At 73.4% G+C, this 18,567-nt stretch carries 15 protein-coding genes; 13 read left to right on the forward strand and 2 right to left on the reverse strand.

Annotated features, from left to right (window positions below; all coding sequences use genetic code 11):
- The first annotated feature begins 228 nt into the window (after positions 1-228).
- From rho to prfA, 4 genes are all read left to right on the forward strand, one after another.
- A complete protein-coding gene (gene rho, locus ACPCK6_RS12245; protein ID WP_423481160.1) occupies positions 229-2,289 on the forward strand; it encodes a transcription termination factor Rho in 2,061 nt (686 codons plus the stop codon).
- Positions 2,290-2,430: 141 nt separating this feature from the next.
- Positions 2,431-5,859 (forward strand): phosphodiester glycosidase family protein, encoded by a 3,429-nt coding sequence (locus tag ACPCK6_RS12250; RefSeq protein WP_423481161.1) that lies wholly within the window; start codon positions 2,431-2,433, stop codon positions 5,857-5,859.
- Between the two features lie 335 nt (positions 5,860-6,194).
- Entirely contained in the window at positions 6,195-6,419 is a 225-nt protein-coding gene (gene rpmE / locus ACPCK6_RS12255) for a 50S ribosomal protein L31 (RefSeq protein ID WP_046563792.1), read from the forward strand.
- Between the two features lie 88 nt (positions 6,420-6,507).
- A complete protein-coding gene (prfA, locus tag ACPCK6_RS12260) occupies positions 6,508-7,596 on the forward strand; it encodes a peptide chain release factor 1 (protein WP_318335491.1) in 1,089 nt (362 codons plus the stop codon).
- A gap of 68 nt (positions 7,597-7,664) precedes the next feature.
- On the opposite strand, the gene ACPCK6_RS12265 is transcribed toward prfA, so the two are convergent.
- Positions 7,665-9,218 (reverse strand): GGDEF domain-containing protein, encoded by a 1,554-nt coding sequence (locus tag ACPCK6_RS12265; RefSeq protein WP_396881218.1) that lies wholly within the window; start codon positions 9,216-9,218, stop codon positions 7,665-7,667.
- A 130-nt stretch (positions 9,219-9,348) separates the two neighbouring features.
- On the opposite strand from ACPCK6_RS12265, the gene prmC reads away from it, so the two are divergent.
- From prmC to ACPCK6_RS12285, 4 genes are all read left to right on the forward strand, one after another.
- Entirely contained in the window at positions 9,349-10,239 is an 891-nt protein-coding gene (prmC, locus tag ACPCK6_RS12270) for a peptide chain release factor N(5)-glutamine methyltransferase (protein ID WP_396881393.1), read from the forward strand.
- On the forward strand, positions 10,239-10,883 hold the full coding sequence (locus tag ACPCK6_RS12275) for an L-threonylcarbamoyladenylate synthase (RefSeq protein WP_013288268.1): 645 nt from the start codon (positions 10,239-10,241) through the stop codon (positions 10,881-10,883). Before prmC ends, ACPCK6_RS12275 begins: the two co-directional genes overlap by 1 nt.
- Positions 10,884-11,495: an arsenate reductase/protein-tyrosine-phosphatase family protein gene (locus ACPCK6_RS12280; protein WP_262013862.1), complete on the forward strand. Its 612-nt coding sequence runs from the start codon at positions 10,884-10,886 to the stop codon at positions 11,493-11,495. It begins immediately after the preceding gene.
- A 116-nt stretch (positions 11,496-11,611) separates the two neighbouring features.
- On the forward strand, positions 11,612-13,720 hold the full coding sequence (locus ACPCK6_RS12285; protein ID WP_318335488.1) for a transglycosylase domain-containing protein: 2,109 nt from the start codon (positions 11,612-11,614) through the stop codon (positions 13,718-13,720).
- Between the two features lie 107 nt (positions 13,721-13,827).
- Here ACPCK6_RS12285 and ACPCK6_RS12290 read toward each other — a convergent pair whose 3' ends face one another.
- Entirely contained in the window at positions 13,828-15,291 is a 1,464-nt protein-coding gene (locus ACPCK6_RS12290; protein ID WP_423481162.1) for an SDR family oxidoreductase, read from the reverse strand.
- A gap of 35 nt (positions 15,292-15,326) precedes the next feature.
- On the opposite strand from ACPCK6_RS12290, the gene glyA reads away from it, so the two are divergent.
- From glyA to ACPCK6_RS12315, 5 genes are all read left to right on the forward strand, one after another.
- On the forward strand, positions 15,327-16,616 hold the full coding sequence (glyA, locus tag ACPCK6_RS12295) for a serine hydroxymethyltransferase (protein WP_396881221.1): 1,290 nt from the start codon (positions 15,327-15,329) through the stop codon (positions 16,614-16,616).
- Entirely contained in the window at positions 16,609-17,040 is a 432-nt protein-coding gene (locus ACPCK6_RS12300; RefSeq protein WP_194800585.1) for a hypothetical protein, read from the forward strand. Before glyA ends, ACPCK6_RS12300 begins: the two co-directional genes overlap by 8 nt.
- A gap of 174 nt (positions 17,041-17,214) precedes the next feature.
- Positions 17,215-17,451, forward strand: coding sequence for an AtpZ/AtpI family protein (locus ACPCK6_RS12305; RefSeq protein WP_194800586.1), 237 nt, complete (start codon positions 17,215-17,217; stop codon positions 17,449-17,451).
- Between the two features lie 11 nt (positions 17,452-17,462).
- Positions 17,463-18,260: a F0F1 ATP synthase subunit A gene (atpB, locus tag ACPCK6_RS12310; RefSeq protein ID WP_194800587.1), complete on the forward strand. Its 798-nt coding sequence runs from the start codon at positions 17,463-17,465 to the stop codon at positions 18,258-18,260.
- Positions 18,261-18,330: 70 nt separating this feature from the next.
- The gene (locus ACPCK6_RS12315; RefSeq protein WP_091422600.1) at positions 18,331-18,558 is read left to right on the forward strand and encodes an ATP synthase F0 subunit c; all 228 of its coding nucleotides are present in this window, start codon (positions 18,331-18,333) and stop codon (positions 18,556-18,558) included.
- The last annotated feature ends 9 nt before the right edge of the window (positions 18,559-18,567 follow it).

Here is an 18,567-nt window from a genome sequence, read left to right on the forward strand (position 1 = left end):
CTCTCGGCGGTAGCCCGTCACCCCTGCTCAAGGCCCACGCCGCACCGCAGTTTCCACAGGTCGCCGCAGACGGCGAGACCTGCTCACCGATGGTGGTGAGTCGGGAAACCACCGGCTGCTGTGTCACAGACTCCCGCGACGCGTCCATGCGAGGCGGGTGCACCGAGGCCGCCCGGCCACCTGGTTCCACGACTCCGGGCAGCCCGGCCTATCGAGGGAAGGAATCCATTGAGCGACACCACCGACGTGACGTCGGATGTTTCCAACGTCGCTGGCGATGCCACCACCGCCGCCCCCACGCGCCGCCGGCGGAGCGGCACCGGTCTGTCGGCGATGCTGCTGCCGGAGCTGCAGAGCCTGGCCGCGTCGCTCGGCATCTCTGGTACCGCTCGCATGCGCAAGGGCGAGCTGATCAGTGCCATCACCGAGCGGCAGCAGGGCGGCGCGGCCGGAACCCCTCGACCGCGAGCCGAGGTGGCGGCTGCTGCTGCGCCCGCCCGTGAGGAGGTGCACGCGGAGGTCCGTGAGGAGCGGGCCGAGGCACGCCCCGCCGAGCAGGCGCCGGCCGCCGAGGTGACCGAGGGTCGTACCCGCGGTCGCCGCAGCCGGGCCGCCGCCGCGACCACCGAGACCCGTCCGGCCGAGGCGCCGGCGACCGAGGCGCGGCCGGCTGAGACGACGCGCGCCGAGGAGGCGCCCGCCGAGGCCGGCGAGCGCGCCGAGCGTGGCGGCGACCGGGCCGAGCGCGGTGAGCGCAACGAGGGCCGGGGCCGTGAGCGCGGCGGTGACCGGGCCGAGCGGGCCGACCGTGGCGGCGACCGGGCCGAGCGCGGCGAGCGCAACGACCGGAGCGACCGCAACGACCGTGGTGACCGGGCCGAGCGGGCCGAGCGCGGCGACCGCAACGAGCGGGGCGACCGGGGCGAGCGCGCCGAGCGCAACGACCGGAACGAGCGCGGTGACCGTAACGACCGCAACGACCGGGGTGACCGTAACGACCGTGGTCAGCGCGCCGAGCGGGACAACGACGGCGACGACGACGGCGAGGGCGGCGGCCGGCGGGGCCGGCGCAGCCGGTTCCGGGACCGTCGTCGCGGCCGCGGCGAGCGGGGCGAGGGCGACAGCGGTGGCGGCCGCGAGCCGCAGGTCGGCGAGGACGACGTGCTCGTCCCGGTCGCCGGCATCATCGACGTGCTCGACAACTACGCCTTCGTCCGGACCACCGGTTACCTGGCCGGCCCGAACGACGTGTACGTCTCGATGTCCCAGATCAAGAAGTACGGCCTGCGCCGCGGTGACGCGATCACCGGCGCCGTGCGGGCCGCGCGGGACGGCGAGCAGCGGCGCGACAAGTACAACCCGCTGGTCCGGCTGGACACCATCAACGGGATGGAGCCGGACGAGGCGAAGCGCCGGCCGGAGTTCTACAAGCTCACGCCGCTCTACCCGCAGGAGCGCCTGCGGCTGGAGACCGAGCCGCACATCCTCACCACCCGGGTGATCGACCTGGTCATGCCGATCGGCAAGGGCCAGCGAGCGCTCATCGTGTCGCCGCCGAAGGCCGGTAAGACGATGGTGCTGCAGGCGATCGCGAACGCGATCACCCGCAACAACCCGGAGTGCCACCTGATGGTGGTGCTGGTCGACGAGCGGCCCGAAGAGGTCACCGACATGCAGCGGTCGGTGAAGGGCGAGGTCATCGCGGCCACGTTCGACCGTCCGCCGCAGGACCACACCACGGTGGCGGAGCTGGCGATCGAGCGGGCGAAGCGCCTGGTCGAGCTGGGCCACGACGTGGTCGTGCTGCTCGACTCGGTGACCCGGCTCGGGCGGTCGTACAACCTGGCGGCGCCGGCCAGCGGCCGGATCATGTCGGGTGGTATCGACTCCACCGCGCTCTATCCGCCCAAGCGCTTCCTCGGCGCGGCGCGCAACATCGAGAACGGCGGTTCGCTGACCATTCTCGCCACCGCGCTGGTGGAGACCGGGTCCATGGCGGACACGGTCATCTTCGAGGAGTTCAAGGGCACGGGTAACGCCGAGCTGAAGCTGGACCGGAAGATCGCCGACAAGCGGGTCTTCCCGGCGATCGACATCAACCCCTCCGGCACCCGCAAGGAGGAGGTCCTGCTCGCGCCGGAGGAGCTGGCGATCATCCACAAGCTCCGCAAGGTGCTGCACTCGCTGGACTCGCAGGCGGCGCTCGACCTCCTGCTGGACCGGCTCAAGCAGTCCCGCACCAACATCGAGTTCCTGATGCAGATCGCGAAGTCCACTCCGGGCGAGTGAGCTGACGGATCCGGCGAACGAGGGGCACGGCCGCATCGGCCGTGCCCCTCGTCGCGTACCGGGGCGCAAGGCGTGAAGTTTTTCTACGGTTAAGCCGCTAGGTATTGAAACTTCTGTTCATCGTCGGGTTGACTGTCGTCCATGCGAACCCGCAGTCGACCCGCCCGCCTCGCCGGCGTCCTGCTGCTGACGCCGTTGCTGACCCTCACCGCGCCGGCACCGTCCGCCGCCACTGCCGCGCCGCCGGCCGTCGCGCCGCCGGGCGCCACCGCCGCCGAGGACGCGCCACGCGCCTCCTCCCGCCCCGACTCCGCCGTCGCGCTCGCCGGTGTGGAACCGGCCGGCGGCCTGGAGACCGCCAAGACCACCCGGCCGGTCGCGCCCGGCCTCGACCTGACCTCCTTCGACAGGTACGACGCGGCTGGCTGGCTGCGCGCCGACGCCCTCACCGCCGACCTGGCCGGCGGGCTCACCGTCGACTACGTGAACTCCGGTGAGGTCACCAAGGACGAGCCGCTGCGCGCCGCGGTGGACCGCTCCCGTGCCGTCGCGGCGGTGAACGGCGACTTCTTCGACATCAACAACTCCGGTGCCGCCCAGGGCGTCGGCGTCCGCTCCGGCGAACTGGTGCAGTCACCCGTCGCCGGGCACCCCAACGCCGTCGGGATCAGCGCCCAGGGCATCGGCCGGGTCGTCCAGGTCGGCTTCGAGGGCACCGCGACGCTGCCCGCCGGGCCGGTGCCGCTCACCCAGTTCAACAACATGGTGCAGCGCGACGGCGTCGGAGTGTTCACGCCGCTCTGGGGGTCGTACACCCGCAAGCGGGCCGTGGAGGGCGCGGCCCGGACGGTCGAGGTGACGGTGACCGGCGGCCGGGTGGCGAGCGTCGCCACCACGGCGGGCGAGGGGCCGATCCCGGCCGGCAGCACCGTGCTGCTCGGCCGCGAGGCCGGCGCCGACGCGCTCGCCGCGCTGCGTCCCGGCGACGCGGTGGACCTGACCTGGCGGCCCCGGGCGTCCGACGGCGGCGACCTGCGCGCCGCCGTGGGCGGCGGCAACGTGCTCGTGCGCGACGGCGTGGTGCAGAGCATCGCCGACGCGTCGCTGGCCCCGCGTACCGCTGTCGGGTTCTCCGCCGACGGCCGGAAAATGATCATGCTGACGGTGGACGGCCGGCAGGTGGACAGCCGTGGCGTCACCCAGACCGAGATGGGCCGCATGATGGCCGAGCTGGGCGCCGCGAACGCGCTCAACCTCGACGGCGGCGGCTCCTCCACGCTGCTCGCCCGGGAGCCAGGCGCGGCCACGGTCCAGGTCGAGAACAGCCCGTCCGACGGCAGTGAGCGGCCGGTGCCCAACGGGCTCGCCGTCTACGCGCCGAAGGGCAGCGGCCGGCTCACCGGCTACTGGCTGGAGACCGCCAGCGACCCGACCGCCGCACCCGGCGTCGCGCCGGTGCGCGGCGGCCGGCCGGACCGGGTCTTCCCCGGCCTCACCCGCCGGCTCACCGCCGCCGGATACGACGAGACGTACGGCCCGGCCGCCGGCGAGCCGCGCTGGCACGCCACCCACGGACGGGTCGACGGCGACGGCGTGTACCGGGCCGCCGTCCCCGGCCGCAGTACCGTCACCGCCGCCCGCGGCCGGGCCCGGGGCACCATCGAGCTGACGGTGCTCGGCCCGCTCGCGCGCATCGACGGCACCGTCGACCGGGTCGGCCTGGACCGGGCCGGCGACAGCGGCGTGTTCGGCGTCGTCGGCTACGACGCCGAGGGCAACACCGCGCCGATCGAGCCGGCCGACCTGACGCTGGAGTACGACAACGACCTGCTCGCCGTCACCCCCACCGCCGACGGCAACCTGTCCGTCACGGCGCTCGCCGCGACCGGCTCGGCGCTGGTCACCGCGCGGGTCGGCAACCGCACCACGGTCCTGCCGGTCACCGTCGGGCTGACCGACGTGCCGGTGGCCGGGTTCGACGACGCGGCGTCCTGGAAGTTCAGCCAGGCCCGCGCCTCCGGGTCGGTCGCGCCGGCCGAGGGGCACACCGGGGGCGGGCTGCGGATGTCGTACGACTTCAGCCAGTCCACCGGCACCCGGGCCGCGTACGCCGACCCGCCCGCCTGGATCGACGTACCCGGTCAGCCGCAGGCGTTCGGTATGTGGATCAAGGCGAACGGCACCGGCGAGTGGCCCAGCCTGCACCTGCACGACGCGCAGGACACCCAGTTCGTGCTGCGCGGCCCGTACCTGGACTGGACCGGCTGGAAGTACGTGGAGTTCGCCGTACCGCCGGGCGTGCAGTACCCGGTGCGGGTGCGCCGGTTCTACGTGGCCGAGACCGACCCGGCCAAGCAGTACCGCAGCGAGGTCGTGATCGACGACCTGGTGGCCCGCGTACCGCCGGACGTGCAGGCGCCGCCGGAGCCGAACCGCACCGACCGGGTGGTACTGCGCGACGGCACCGTGGACGGGGCGCCCTGGCGCTTCGCGGTGCTCTCCGACGCCCAGTTCGTCGCCGCGAACCCGGACAGCGACCTGGTCGCCCAGGCCCGCCGTACGCTGCGCGAGGTCCGCGCCGCCCGGCCGGACTTCCTCATCATCAACGGCGACTTCGTGGACACCGCCTACCCGGCCGACTTCACGCTGGCCAAGCGCATCCTGGACGAGGAACTGGGCGGCGAGGTGCCGTACCACTACGTGCCCGGCAACCACGAGATCATGGGCGCGCCGATCGACAACTTCCGCAGCGTCTTCGGGGACACCTCCCGCGTCTTCGACCACCGGGGCACCCGGTTCCTCACGCTGAGCACCGCCACCGGGTCGCTGCGCGGCGGCGGGTTCGACCAGGTGGAACTGCTGCGCCGGACGCTCGACCAGGCCGCCGCCGACCGCTCGGTGGGCTCGGTGGCGGTGTTCTTCCACCACCCGCCGCGCGACCCGAGCCCGGCCAAGGCCAGCCAGCTCGGCGACCGGAAGGAGGCGGCACTGGTCGAGCAGTGGCTGGCCGACTTCCAGCACCGCACCGGCAAGGGCGCGCTGATGGTCAACGGCCACGTCGGCACGTTCCACGCCGACCGGGTGGACGGCGTGCCGTACGTGATCAACGGCAACTCGGGCAAGGATCCGTCCACCCCGGCCGCGCTCGGCGGGTTCACCGGGTGGACCGAGTTCGGGGTGGACCCGGTGACACCGGGGGAGGCCGAGCGGGCCCGTCGTGACCCGCTGGCCGAGGGCCCGGAGTGGGTCAGCGCGGAGATGCACGCGCACGTCGACCGGCTCGCGCTGACCGCACCCGCGCAGGTGTCCCGGCGTACGCCGGCCGACGTCACGGCCACGCTCACCCAGCCCAGCGGCCGGCAGGTGCCGGTGGCCGCGCCGGTCAGCGCCGACTGGTCCGGTTCGCCGAACCTGCACATCGGCGGTGCGGCGGGCGTACGCCCCTGGCACGCCGCCCGCTTCGACCCGTCCACCGGCACGCTGACCGTCCTGCGCCCCGGCGCCCAGGTCCAGCTGACGGTGACGGTGAACGGAGTGAAGGCCGAGGCCCAGGTGACGACGACCCGCTAGCCCCGAGCCCTGCCCGCCCTCGCCCGGCTCTCGCCCCGGTGATCATGAAGTTAGCCCGGACAAAAGCGACAGGAAACGCGGCTAAGTTCATGATCGCCGGGCCCGGGCCCGGCCCGGGCCGGGTCGGGTCGGGTCGGCGGGGAGTGGGTGGGGTGGGGGTGGGAATGCTGACGGGTGGGCCGGCGTTGGAGGTGGCGGACCTCCTGTGCCGGGTGGAAGACGCCCGTGGCAGACTGGTCAATCGGCCACCGGTTCCGGTTCACGCCCGAGCCCGTCGTGACGACGGGGAGCACCGACGGCGACCCGGCGACCACCGACGAAAGGACCGAGGCGACATGAAGCCCAACATCCACCCGGAGTACGTGACCACCGAGGTCCGCTGCTCCTGCGGCAACTCTTTCACGACCCGCAGCACCGCCAAGGGCGGCGCCATCAGCGTCGAGACCTGCAGCGCCTGCCACCCGTTCTACACCGGTAAGCAGCGCGTGCTGGACACCGCCGGCCGGGTCGCGAAGTTCCAGCAGAAGTACGCCAAGGTTCAGGCCAAGAAGGCCAAGTAGCTCCGTCGACGACGCCCGTGTCCGGCTCCTGCCGGGCACGGGCGTTCGTCCGTTTGTGCCGGTTCCATCTCCAAGGAGCATCCGCAGCATGAGCAGTGAGCGTCTGGCCGCACTCCTCGACGAGTACGCCGAGCTGGAGCGGCGGCTGGCCGACCCGGCCATCCACGCCGACCAGGGCACCGCCCGGCGGGTCGGCCGCCGGTACGCCGAACTGGTCCCGCTGCACAAGGCGGCCGGCGAGCTGGAGCAGGCCCGCGCCGACCTGGCCGCCGCCCGGGAACTGGCTGCCGAGGACGCGACGTTCGCCGGCGAGGCGGACGCCATCGCCGCCTCCCTGCCGGCGCTCGAGGAACGGCTCGCGGAACTGCTCATCCCGCGCGACCCGCACGACGCCAAGGACGTGATCGTCGAGATCAAGGCCGGCGAGGGCGGCGAGGAGTCCGCGCTGTTCGCCGGTGATCTGCTGCGGATGTACACCAGGTACGCCGAGCGGCACGGCTGGGTCACCGAGGTGATCGACGCGCAGGACTCCGACCTGGGCGGCGTCAAGGACGTCTCGCTGGCGATCAAGAGCAAGGGCGTACCGGAGGGCGGCAACGGCGTCTGGTCCCGGCTCAAGTGGGAGGGCGGCGTGCACCGCGTGCAGCGCGTCCCGGTCACCGAGTCGCAGGGCCGCATCCACACCAGCGCCGCGGGTGTGCTGGTGCTGCCCGAGGCGGAGGACGTCGACGTCACCATCGACCCGAACGAGCTGCGCATCGACGTGTTCCGCTCGTCCGGCCCCGGTGGGCAGTCGGTGAACACCACCGACTCGGCGGTCCGGATCACCCACGTGCCGACCGGCATCGTGGTCTCCTGCCAGAACGAGAAGTCGCAGCTGCAGAACCGGGAGCAGGCCATGCGCATCCTGCGCGCCCGGCTGCTCGCCGCCGCTCAGGAGCAGGCCGACGCGGCGGCGTCGGACGCCCGCAAGGCGCAGGTCCGCACCGTGGACCGGTCCGAGCGGATCCGCACGTACAACTTCCCGCAGAACCGGATCACCGACCACCGCATCGGCTACACCGCGTACAACCTCGACCTGGCGCTGGCCGGCGAACTGGACGGGGTGCTCGACGCGCTGACCGAGGCGGACCGCGCGGCCCGGCTGGCCGGCGAGACCGAGCTGTCCCGCCGCTGACCGCTGGGGGTGTTAAGCGGGGGCCCCTCCTCTACCGGAGGCGTTAACAGGGGGCCCCTCCTTACCGCTCAGCTCGCCCGTAGCCGCGCCTTGGCCCGCAGCATCTCCCGGTCCGCCAGCTCGAACGCGGTGCCGAGCGCCTCCCGGACGCTCACCGTGGTGCTGCCATCGACCTCGGCGAAGCCGATGGTCACCCCGACCGGCGTGCCGGGGACCAGAGACTCCCAGTCCTCGGTGCGGACCGCCGCCTCGATCCGGCGAGCCACCTCGACCGCCTCCGGCATGCCGGTGTCGGGCAGCACCACGACGAACTCGTCGCCGCCGTAGCGGGCCACGAAGTCGCCCCGCCGCATCACCCGGTTGATCACCCCGGCGACCCGTTGCAGCACCAGGTCGCCGGAGTGGTGGCCGTGCCGGGTGTTCACCGCCTTGAACCCGTCGAGGTCGCAGACGCCGATCACCACCCGCTCGCCCCGGGACACCACGGCCCCCAGGTAGCGCTCCAGCCGGCGCCGGTTGGGCAGGCCGGTGAGCGGGTCGGTGAGCGCCTCGCCCTCGTACCGGGCCGCCTCGCGGCGCATCTCCTCGTGGTCGATCCGGGCGGCGATGCCGTCGATGTAGACGTCCCGCAGCCGGTCGCTGCGCCGCGCCGCGAGCCGGAACGCGTGCCGGTCGGCCCGGTGCGCGCCCGCGTGGTCGCCGGCCCGGGCCAGCGCGATGCTGCGCAGCCGGGGCGGCTCGGCCGAGCCGAGTGTCTCGTCGGAGACCCGGAGCGCGTCCAGCCGGGTGACCGCCTCGATCGGGCGGCCGGCGGCCACCGCGAGGCAGACCTGGCCGAGCTGGCGCAGGTCGCGGGCGCGGGCGCTGTCCCCGCCGTGGCCGAGCAGCCGGTTCGGGTCGGCGTCCCCGGCGGACTCCACCCGGTCGCCGAGCGCGGCCCGGCGGGCGGCGGCGTAGCCGTACGCGGCGAGGCTGCTCGGGCGCAGGTTGCCGGCCCGCCCGCCGCGCAGGAACCGGGCCAGGTCACCGGCGACGTCGCGCAGCACGCGCAGGCAGCCGTCGCTGTCGCCGTTGTGGTCGAGTGCGACCGCGTTGCGCAGCCGGATGCCGGGCGCGGCGAACGTCTCCTCGGGGATGCCGACGCTGAGCCCGACCTCCCGGGCCCGCTCGATCGCGCCGAGCGCGTGACCGTGGAAGCTCAGGTACGAGTACGCCATCGCCAGGTCGTGCCAGCCCCAGGCGGTGTCCCGGTCGGGGGTGTCGTCGGCGCCGAGCGCGCGGGCGGCCCGGACCAGGTGCATCACGCATCTGTCCAGTGCGCCCTGGTGGTGGGCGGCGAGCGCGGCGAGCGCGTTGAGGTGCCCGTGCAGGTAGGGCTCGGCCAGGTCCCGTACGGCGGCGGAGGCGTCCTCGACTGCTCGGGTGAACTCGGCGGTCCGGCCGAGGTTGATCAGCGCGGACAGGCGTTGCACGAGCGCGTCGGCGCGGGCGTACGGGTCGTTTGTGGTGCGGATGACGCGGTCGAGCAGGGCGCACGCCTCCGCGGACCGGCTGGCCTCCTGGAGTGACCGAGCGCGTCGGAGAGCATCAACCTGGTCCTCGACCTGGTCGAGCCAGCCCACTCGCGACCTCCCTGCGGTGTGCGCCCGGACGCACCCGCTCGTGAGGTGAGCCGCGACGCCTCATGATTATTGCGTGACCGCACTCCCGCAACACCCGTCCGAAGGGACAGAACGCGAACGGCCCTCGCTGGTGATCAACCGGGTGGCGCGTGCGCTCGCCGCGGCGGGCGTCGAGGCGCCCCGCGCCGAGGCCGAGCAACTCGCCGCGTACGTCCTCGACGTGCCGCGGGGCCGGCTGGCGCTCGCCGACGGTTTCAGCCCGGCGCAGCGCGACCGCCTGGACGAGCTGGTCGGGCGGCGGGTGACCCGCGAGCCGTTGCAGCACCTGCTCGGCTCGGCCGGTTTCCGCCTTCTGGAACTGGCGGTCGGGCCGGGCGTCTTCGTGCCCCGGCCGGAGACCGAACTGCTGGCCGGCTGGGGGATCGAGCGGGCCCGGGAGCACGCCGCGCCGCTCGTGGTCGACCTGTGCAGCGGTTCCGGCGCGATCGCCCTCGCGGTCGCGCAGGAGGTGCCGGCGGCGCGGGTGGTGGCGGTGGAGCGGTCCCCGGCCGCGCTGGCGTGGCTGCGGCGCAACGCGGCGGACCGGGCCGCCGCCGGGGACCGGCCGGTCGAGGTGGTGGCCGCCGACGTGACCGATCCGGACCTGCTGGCCGGCCTGGCCGGGCGGGTCGACGTGCTGCTGTGCAACCCGCCGTACGTGCCGAGGTCGGTGGCGGTGCCGCCGGAGGTGGCCGGGCACGATCCGGACGAGGCGGTGTTCGGCGGCGCGGACGGGCTGGACGTGATCCGGCCGGTGGTCGGCCGGGCCGCCGTGCTGCTGCGCCCGGGCGGCGCGATCGGCATCGAGCACGACGACACGCACGCCGCGGCGGTGCCCGCGCTGCTGCGCGGCGACGGCCGTTACGACCGGGTCGAGGAGCACGGGGACCTCGCCGGGCGGCCGCGCTGGGCGAGCGCGTCCCGGCGGGCGGACGGCACCCACGCCGAGCCCGCCCGGGCGTGGCAGACTGACTTCTCGTGATGCTCTACGACTGTCGGTCGCCCGCCGACCGGGACCGCGGCATCGCCGCTGCCATCGAGGCGGTCAAGAACGGGGAACTCGTCGTCCTGCCGACCGACACGGTCTACGGCATCGGGGCGGACGCCTTCACCCCGTACGCGGTGAAGGCCCTGGCGGACACGAAGGGTGGCGCCCGGCAGGCGCCCCCGGTGCTCATCGGTTCCCGGCACACGCTCGACGGCCTGGTCTTCTCGCTGCCCGGCGCGGCCCGCGACCTGGTCGAGGCGTTCTGGCCCGGCGCGCTGACCATCGTGGTGGAGCACTCGCCGAGCCTGGCCTGGGACCTGGGCGACTCCAGCGGCACGGTGGCGGTGCGGATGCCGCTGCACCCGGTCGCGCTGGAGGTGCTGCGGGAGACCGGGCCGATGGCCGTCGCGTCGGCCAACAAGATCGGCCAGCCCGCCGCGCTCACCGCCGAGGAGGCGCGTGACCAGCTCGGCTACGGCGTCCGGGCGTACCTGGAGGCCGGGCCGGCGGTGGACCCGGTGCCGAGCACCATCGTCGACCTGACCGGCGACGTGCCGCGGGTGCTGCGCGAGGGCGCGGTGACGCTGGCGAAGCTGCGCGAGGTCGTACCGGACATCCTCGACGAGCGGGGGGTCTGAGTGCCGCCCTTCACCGTCCTGCACGTCTGCATGGGCAACATCTGCCGGTCGCCGATGGCCGAGCGGCTGCTGCTGCTCGCGGTCCGGGAGCGGCTGGCCCGCCTCGACGTCGACCCGGCCGGGTCGGACGCGCTCGTGCACAGCCACAGCGCCGGCACCGGCGGCTGGCACGCGGGGGAGGAGATGAACCCGCCCGCCGCCCGGCAGGTGATCTCGCGTGGCGGTGACACCGAGGGGTTCGCCGCCCGGCGGCTGCGCTCCGACCTGATCGACGCCGCCGACCTGGTGCTCACCGCCACCGCCGACCAGCAGGAGTACGTGGTGGCGCTGCGGCCGGACGCCGCCGCGCGCACGTTCGTGCTCGGTGAGTTCGGCCGCCTGCTCGGCGCGCTGGACCGGTCCGCCCTGCCGCCGGCCGAGCCGACGCCGGACGCCGTGTACGCCCGCGGCACCGCCCTCGTCGCGGCCGTCGACGCGGCCCGGCAGAACGCCTCCGCGCTGCCCACCGACGATCTCGACGACCCGTGGGGCCGGGGCGACCAGTGCTTCAGCCGGGTCGCCGACGAGATCGAGGAGACCGTGCAGCCGTTGGCTGCCGTCCTGCTCCCCTGATTGCGGTTCATCCTTCCTCGCGAACTTCCTGCGCATTTCGCGGAAGATGGCGGCGAAAGCGGCCATTCCGGTCATTCTGAACGGGTCCGTACGGCCGGCTCCTGCGGGGAGAGCTGATGAACCGGGCCTATCTCGACAAGCTGTTCACCGTTGTGCTCGCCGGCGTACTCGCCGGACTGGCTTTGGCCGCAGCCGCGCTGCCGGCCGCGCTGGTCTTCGGGCTGGGCGTGAAGAACCTGATGCCCTACACCGCGTTGCCGGAGGCGCTCAAGACGCCGCAGCCGGCACAGCGGTCCAACCTGTACGCGAACGACGGGCGGACGCTCATCACCTCGTTCTACGTCGAGGACCGGGTGGACGTGCCGGTCGGCGAGGTGGCACCGGTGATGCGCGACGCCATCGTGGCGGCCGAGGACGTGCGCTTCTACGAGCACCACGGCGTCGACGTGCGCGGCGTGGCGCGGGCGTTCACGGCGAACCGCCGCGAGGGCACCCGCCAGGGTGCCTCCACGCTGACCATGCAGTACGTGCGCAACGCGCTCGCCGGCGACACCCGGCTGACCGAGGAGCAGCGCGCCGCCGCCACCGAGATCACCGTCGGGCGCAAGATCCGCGAGATGCGGTACGCGCTGACGCTGGAACGGCAGGTCAGCAAGGACGAGATCCTCGGGCGCTACCTGAACATCGCGTACTTCGGCGCCGGGGCGTACGGCATCGCCGCGGCCAGCAAGCGCTACTTCTCCACCACCCCGGAGCGGCTCACGCTGGCCCAGGCCGCGCTGCTCGCCGGGCTGGTCCGGTCCCCGGCCGACGACCCGATCAACGGCGACGCGGAAGCGGCCCGGCAACGGCGGGCGTACGTGCTGGACCGGATGGTGGAGACGGGCCGGGTGAGCGCGGCCGACGCCGAGGCGGCGAAGGCCACCGAGCTGGCCCTCAAGCCGAACACCACGCCGAACGACTGCGCGGCGGTGCCCGCCGACCACAACGACTGGGGCTTCTTCTGCGACTGGTTCACCCAGTGGTGGAACGCCCAGCCGGCGTTCGGCGAGAACGTGGACGAGCGGCAGCGGACGCTGCGCCGGGGCGGCTGGAAGATCGTGTCCTCGCTCGACCCGGACGTGCAGGCCAAGGCGAGCGAGCAGGTGCGGGCGATCTACCCGGAGACGATCGCGCGGGCGGCGCCGACAGCCGTGGTGCAGCCGGGCACCGGCCGGGTGCTGGCGATGGCGGTGAACCGCACCTACGGCACGGCCGCGAACCCGGACGGGCAGCAGAACTACCCGAACACTGTCAACCAGCTCGTGGCCGGCGGTGGCGGCATCACCGGCTACCAGGCGGGCTCCACGTTCAAGCTGTTCGCGCTGCTGGCCGCGCTGGAGTCCGGGCTGCCGCTGGACACCGAGTTCGACGCGCCGCGGGTCTACGTGACGCAGTACCCGGTCGGCGCCGGCCCGGCGAGCTGCGGCGGCCGGTGGTGCCCGGAGAACGCCAACACCTACTGGATGGACGGCGACCGGGACATGTGGGACGCGTTCGGCCGGTCGGTGAACACGTACTTCGCGTGGCTGACCGAGCGGGTCGGCGCGGACCGGGTGGTCGAGATGGCCCAGCGGCTGGGCATCGTGTTCCGCGCCCCGGCCGACGCCCGGATGGCCCGCGAGGGCGCCAAGAGCTGGGGCCCGTTCACGCTCGGCGTCTCCGCCACCACGCCGCTGGACCTGGCCGGCGCGTACGCCGCGGTGGCCGCCGAGGGCACCTGGTGCCGGCCCACGCCGGTCACCTCGATCACCGACCCGGGCGGCCGGGCGGTGCCCGCCGGGAACACCGACTGCCGGCAGGTGCTCGACACCGAGGTGGCCCGCGCGGCGGCCGACGCGAGCCGCTGCCCGGTCGGCGACCAGTCGATGTACCGGCGCTGCGACGGCGGCACGGCCGAGGAACTGGCACCTGGTCTGCGCCGGCCGGTGGCGGGCAAGACCGGCAGCTCGGAGCGGAACGCCACCGAGACGGTCGTCGCGTTCACCCCGCAGCTGTCGGTGGCGACGATCGCCGCGAACCCGGACGACCCCCGGGACGCGGTCGGCGGCGGCGTGCAGAAGCGGCAGATCGCCGCCGTGGGCCGCATTCTCGCGTGGTCGCTGCGCGACGAGCCGGTACGCGACTTCGTCCCGCCCGGCCAGGCGGTGGCCTTCCAGCACACCAGCCCGCGCACCGGCAACTGACCGCCCCACCCGCCCCGCGCCGATCTTGCACCTGCTGCTCCGGCATAGGTGCACGACGGGCACATCAGGGGCCGCAAGTGCAAGATCGCGGGAGCGGGGAGGGCGGGTCAGTCCGGGTGTTCGGCGCCCCGGGCGATGTTGCGGGCCATGCCGCCGAAGACGACGGCGTGGAACGGGGCCACCGAGGCCCAGTAGAGGTGGCCGGGCAGGCCGCGCGGGAGGAACACGGCACGCTGGACGTACCTGCTGCGGCCGTCCCCGTCCGGCTCGGCGCGCATCTCCAGCCAGGCCCGCCCGGGCAGCCGCATCTCGGCGCGCAGCCGCAGCAGCTCACCCGGCACGATCTCCTCGACCCGCCAGAAGTCCAGCGCCTCGCCGACCTGGAGCCGGTGCGGGTCGCGCCGGCCCCGGCGCAGCCCGACGCCGCCGACCAGCCGGTCCATCCAGCCGCGCACCGACCAGGCCAGCGGGAACGAGTACCAGCCGTGCTCGCCGCCGACGCCCTCGATGACCCGCCACAGCGCCGTCGACGGCGCGTCCACCGTCCGCTCCCGCAGATCGGTGTACGCGGTGCCGCCGGACCAGTGCGGGTCCGACGGCAGCGGCTCGGCGGGCGCGTCCGGTCCGCTCGCGTTCGACCAGCGCGTCTCCACCTCCGCGTCCCGCACCTTCGTCAGCGCCAGCGCGACCGCCTGGTCGAAGCCGATCAGCCCGTCCGGCGGGTCCGGCACGTACCGGGCGATGTCGTGCTCGTGCGCCACCGCCTCGTGCACCAGGCTCTCCACGAGCGGCCTGGCGATCGCGTTCGGCACCGGCGTGATCAGGCCGACCCAGTGCGAGGAGAGCGACGGGGTGAGCGGGCGTACCGGCAGGATGAGCCGGCGCCGCAGCCCGGCCACCCGGGCGTAACGCTGCATCATCTGCGCGAAGGTCAGCACGTCCGGACCGCCGATGTCGAAGGCCCGGTTCACGTCGGCCGGCAGGTGGGCGCAGCCGGCCAGGTAGCGCAGCACGTCCCGGACCGCGATCGGCTGGATGCGGTTGCGCACCCAGCGCGGGGTGACCATCGCCGGGAGCCGCTCGGTCAGGTAGCGCAGCATCTCGAACGAGGCCGAGCCGGACCCGATGATCACGGCGGCGCGCAGCACCGCCGTGGGCACGCCGCTGTCCAGCAGGATCCGCGCCACCTCCGCCCGGGACCGCAGGTGCGCCGAGGGCAGGCCCTCGCGCTCCGCCGGCTCCGGCCCGCCGAGATACACGATCCGGCGTACGCCCGCGGCGCGCGCCGCCTCGGCGAAGTTCGTCGCCGCCTCCCGGTCGGCCGCCTCGAACCCGCGCTGGCCCAGCGAGTGGACGAGGTAGTACGCCACCTCCACGCCTTCGAACGCGGCCGGCAGCGTCTCCGGCCGGCGCAGGTCACCCTCGGCGATCTCCGCCTCGGCCGCCCACGGCACGTCCCGCAGCCGCCCGGCGGTCCGGGCCAGGCAGCGTACGGTGTGCCCCTCGGTCAGCAGCCGGGGCGCGAGGCGTCCGCCGATGTAGCCGGTAGCACCGGTGACGAGGCATCTCACGGACTCCAGTGTGCGGCTCCGTAGACTCCTTCGCTGTGGAGAACGCGAGGGACACCTTCTGGGGACCGGACTTCCAGCAGCTCAGCACCGTCGACCCGGAGATCGCCGAGGTGGTGCTGGGGGAGCTGGACCGGCTGCGCGGCGGCCTGCAGCTGATCGCCAGCGAGAACCTGACCTCGCCCGCGGTGCTGGCCGCGCTGGGCTCCACGCTCACGAACAAGTACGCCGAGGGCTACCCGGGGCGGCGCTACTACGGCGGCTGCGCCGAGGTGGACCGGGCCGAGGAGCTGGCCGTGTCCCGGGCGAAGGAGCTGTTCGGCGCCGAGCACGCGAACGTGCAGCCGCACTCCGGGGCGAGCGCCAACCTGGCCGCGTACGCCGCCCTGGTGCAGCCGGGCGACACGGTGCTGGCGATGGACCTGCCGCACGGCGGGCACCTGACCCACGGCAGCCGGGTGAACTTCTCCGGCAAGTGGTTCCACCCGGTCGGCTACACCGTCCGGCGGGACACCGGGACGATCGACTACGACGAGGTACGCGACCTGGCCCGCGCGCACCGGCCGAAGATGATCATCTGCGGCGCGACCGCGTACCCGCGCCTGATCGACTTCGCCCGCTTCCGGGAGATCGCCGACGAGGTCGACGCGTACCTGATGGTGGACGCCGCGCACTTCATCGGCCTGGTGGCCGGCGGCGCGATCCCGTCCCCGGTGCCGTACGCCGACGTGGTCACCGCGACCACCCACAAGGTGCTGCGCGGCCCGCGCGGCGGCATGATCCTCTCCCGCGAGCCGCTCGCGGCCCGGATCGACAAGGCGGTCTTCCCGTTCACCCAGGGCGGCCCGCTGATGCACGCCGTCGCCGCCAAGGCGGTCGCGCTGCGTGAGGCCGCGCAGCCCGAGTTCCGCACGTACGCCGCCCAGGTGGTCACCAACGCCCGCGCGCTCGCCGACGGGCTGGCCGCGGAGGGGCTGCCGCCGGTCTCCGGCGGCACCGACACCCACCTGGCCCTGCTCGACCTGCGCGAGACCGGCGTGACCGGCGCCCAGGCCGAGGCCCGCTGTGACGCCGCCGGCATCACGCTCAACAAGAACGCGATCCCGTACGACCCGCAGCCGCCCTCGGTCGCCTCCGGCATCCGGGTGGGCTCGCCGAGCGTCACCACCCAGGGCATGCGCGAGGGGGAGATGCGCCGGATCGCCACGCTGATCGGGCGGGCGGTGCGGACCGATCCGGAGTCCCCCGGTGGCGGCGACGAGCTGACCCGGATCGCCGCCGACGTGACCGAGCTGGTCACCGAGTTCCCGGCGTACCCCCGTGGCTGAGCCCGGGACGCACGCGGCGGAGGCGGCCGCGGACCGCGGCTGGCGACTGCGGCACCTGCCGGTGCTGCTGGCGGCGGTCGCGGTGCTCGCCGCTGCCGCGGCGGTGGCCGGCGGGGTGTGGCGCGGCGCGGACGGCGCGCTCGGCGCGGCGGCCGGGGTGGCCGTCACGGCTGCCAGCTACACGCTCACCACAGTGGTCCTGGCCTGGGCGGACTCCAAGGACCCGCAGCTCGTGCTGCCGTTCGGCCTGGGCCTGTACGTCGCCAAGATCACCGCGCTCGGCGGGGTGATGGTGCTGGTGGCGTCGACCGGCTGGCCGGGACTGATCCCGTTCGCGCTCGGCATCGCCGCGGGTGTCGTGGTGTGGACCGGTGTGCACGTCTGGTGGCTCACGACCGTCCATGCCCGACGGATGTCGCGCTGAGGCGTCCCACCCTTCGGGCGACGCGCGGTTCTGTCCGCGATCGGTCATTCTCTCAGTGGCGGGGGAGGAGTACCGTGCCTCCAGACGACTTCGCCCGCCCGTGTCCCACACAACCAGGTTGTGCGGGGGGTGAGGCACAGCCTCTTCTGCTCGACTGATATCGTTCGCCCCGTCATGGCCGGTGACCAGAAACCCCCCAGCACTGGCGGCCCGGGCGACGTTCCGTCCGGTGCCGGTCAGGGTTGGACCGCGCTCTCATACCTCATCGGGGGCATGCTCGTCTGGGGTTTCATCGGCTGGCTGGTCGACCGTTGGCTCGATACCGGCGGCGTCGCCACCGGTATCGGGGTCGTGCTCGGCATGGCCGGGGGGATCATCCTGGTCGTCCGCCGACTGGGCACGCCTACTTAGGAAGGGACGCGGTGTTCGGACAGGCGAACGTCCTGGCTCAGGGCCAGGCGGAATTCCCACCCAGTGTGGGGGACTTCTACCTGCCCAGCATCCTGCCCTGGGGTGCGGAGAACTCGTACTGGTTCACCAAGATCACGGCGATGGTGTGGATCGCCGTCGGCGTGCTGATCATCTTCTTCCTGGCCAGCTACCGGAACCCGCAGCTGGTGCCCACCAAGAAGCAGTGGTTCGCCGAGTCCATCTACGGCTTCGTGCGCAACAACATCGCGGTGGACATGATCGGGCACGCGGGGGTGCGGTTCGCGCCGTACTTCACCACGCTCTTCTGCTTCGTTCTGCTGACGAACTTCTTCGCGATCGTGCCGTTCTTCCAGATCTCGCCGAACTCGCACATCGCGTTCCCGGCCATCCTCGCCGTGATCAGCTACGTGCTGTTCAACTGGGTCGGCATCCGGCACCACGGCTTCGTGAAGTACTTCAAGAACTCTCTGGTCCCGCCGGCGCCCTGGTACATCCTGCCGCTGCTGATCCCGATCGAGTTCTTCTCGACGTTCCTGGTCCGGCCGTTCTCGCTGGCCGTCCGTCTCTTCGCGAACATGTTCGCCGGCCACATGCTCCTGCTGGTCTTCACGCTCGGCGGGTTCGCCATGCTCAGTGCGAACGCCTGGCTGGCGCCGGTCTCGGTGCTGTCCTGGACGATGACGATCGCGCTGACCTTCCTCGAGTTCCTGGTGATCTGTCTGCAGGCGTACGTCTTCACGGTGCTGACCGCCAGCTACGTGCAGGGCGCCCTCGCCGACGAGCACTGATCCGATCTTTCGCACCAACCGTTGTCGTCCCGCGTGACCGTCACGCGTGATAACCAGGAGGAACCAACCAATGGACATCTACGCCGCGGTAGAGGGCAGCACCGCCGCCATCGGCTACGGTCTCGCGGCCATCGGCCCGGGCATCGGCGTGGGCCTGGTCTTCTCGGCCTACATCCAGTCGACCGCCCGCCAGCCGGAGTCGTCCCGGATGACCCTTCCGTACGTCTGGATCGGCTTCGCCGTCATCGAGGCGCTGGCGCTGCTGGGCATCGCCTTCGGCTTCATCTGGGCCGGCTGAACCAGCCCC

Source organism: Micromonospora sp. AB353 (genome assembly GCF_049538395.1).
Lineage (GTDB): Bacteria > Actinomycetota > Actinomycetes > Mycobacteriales > Micromonosporaceae > Micromonospora > Micromonospora aurantiaca.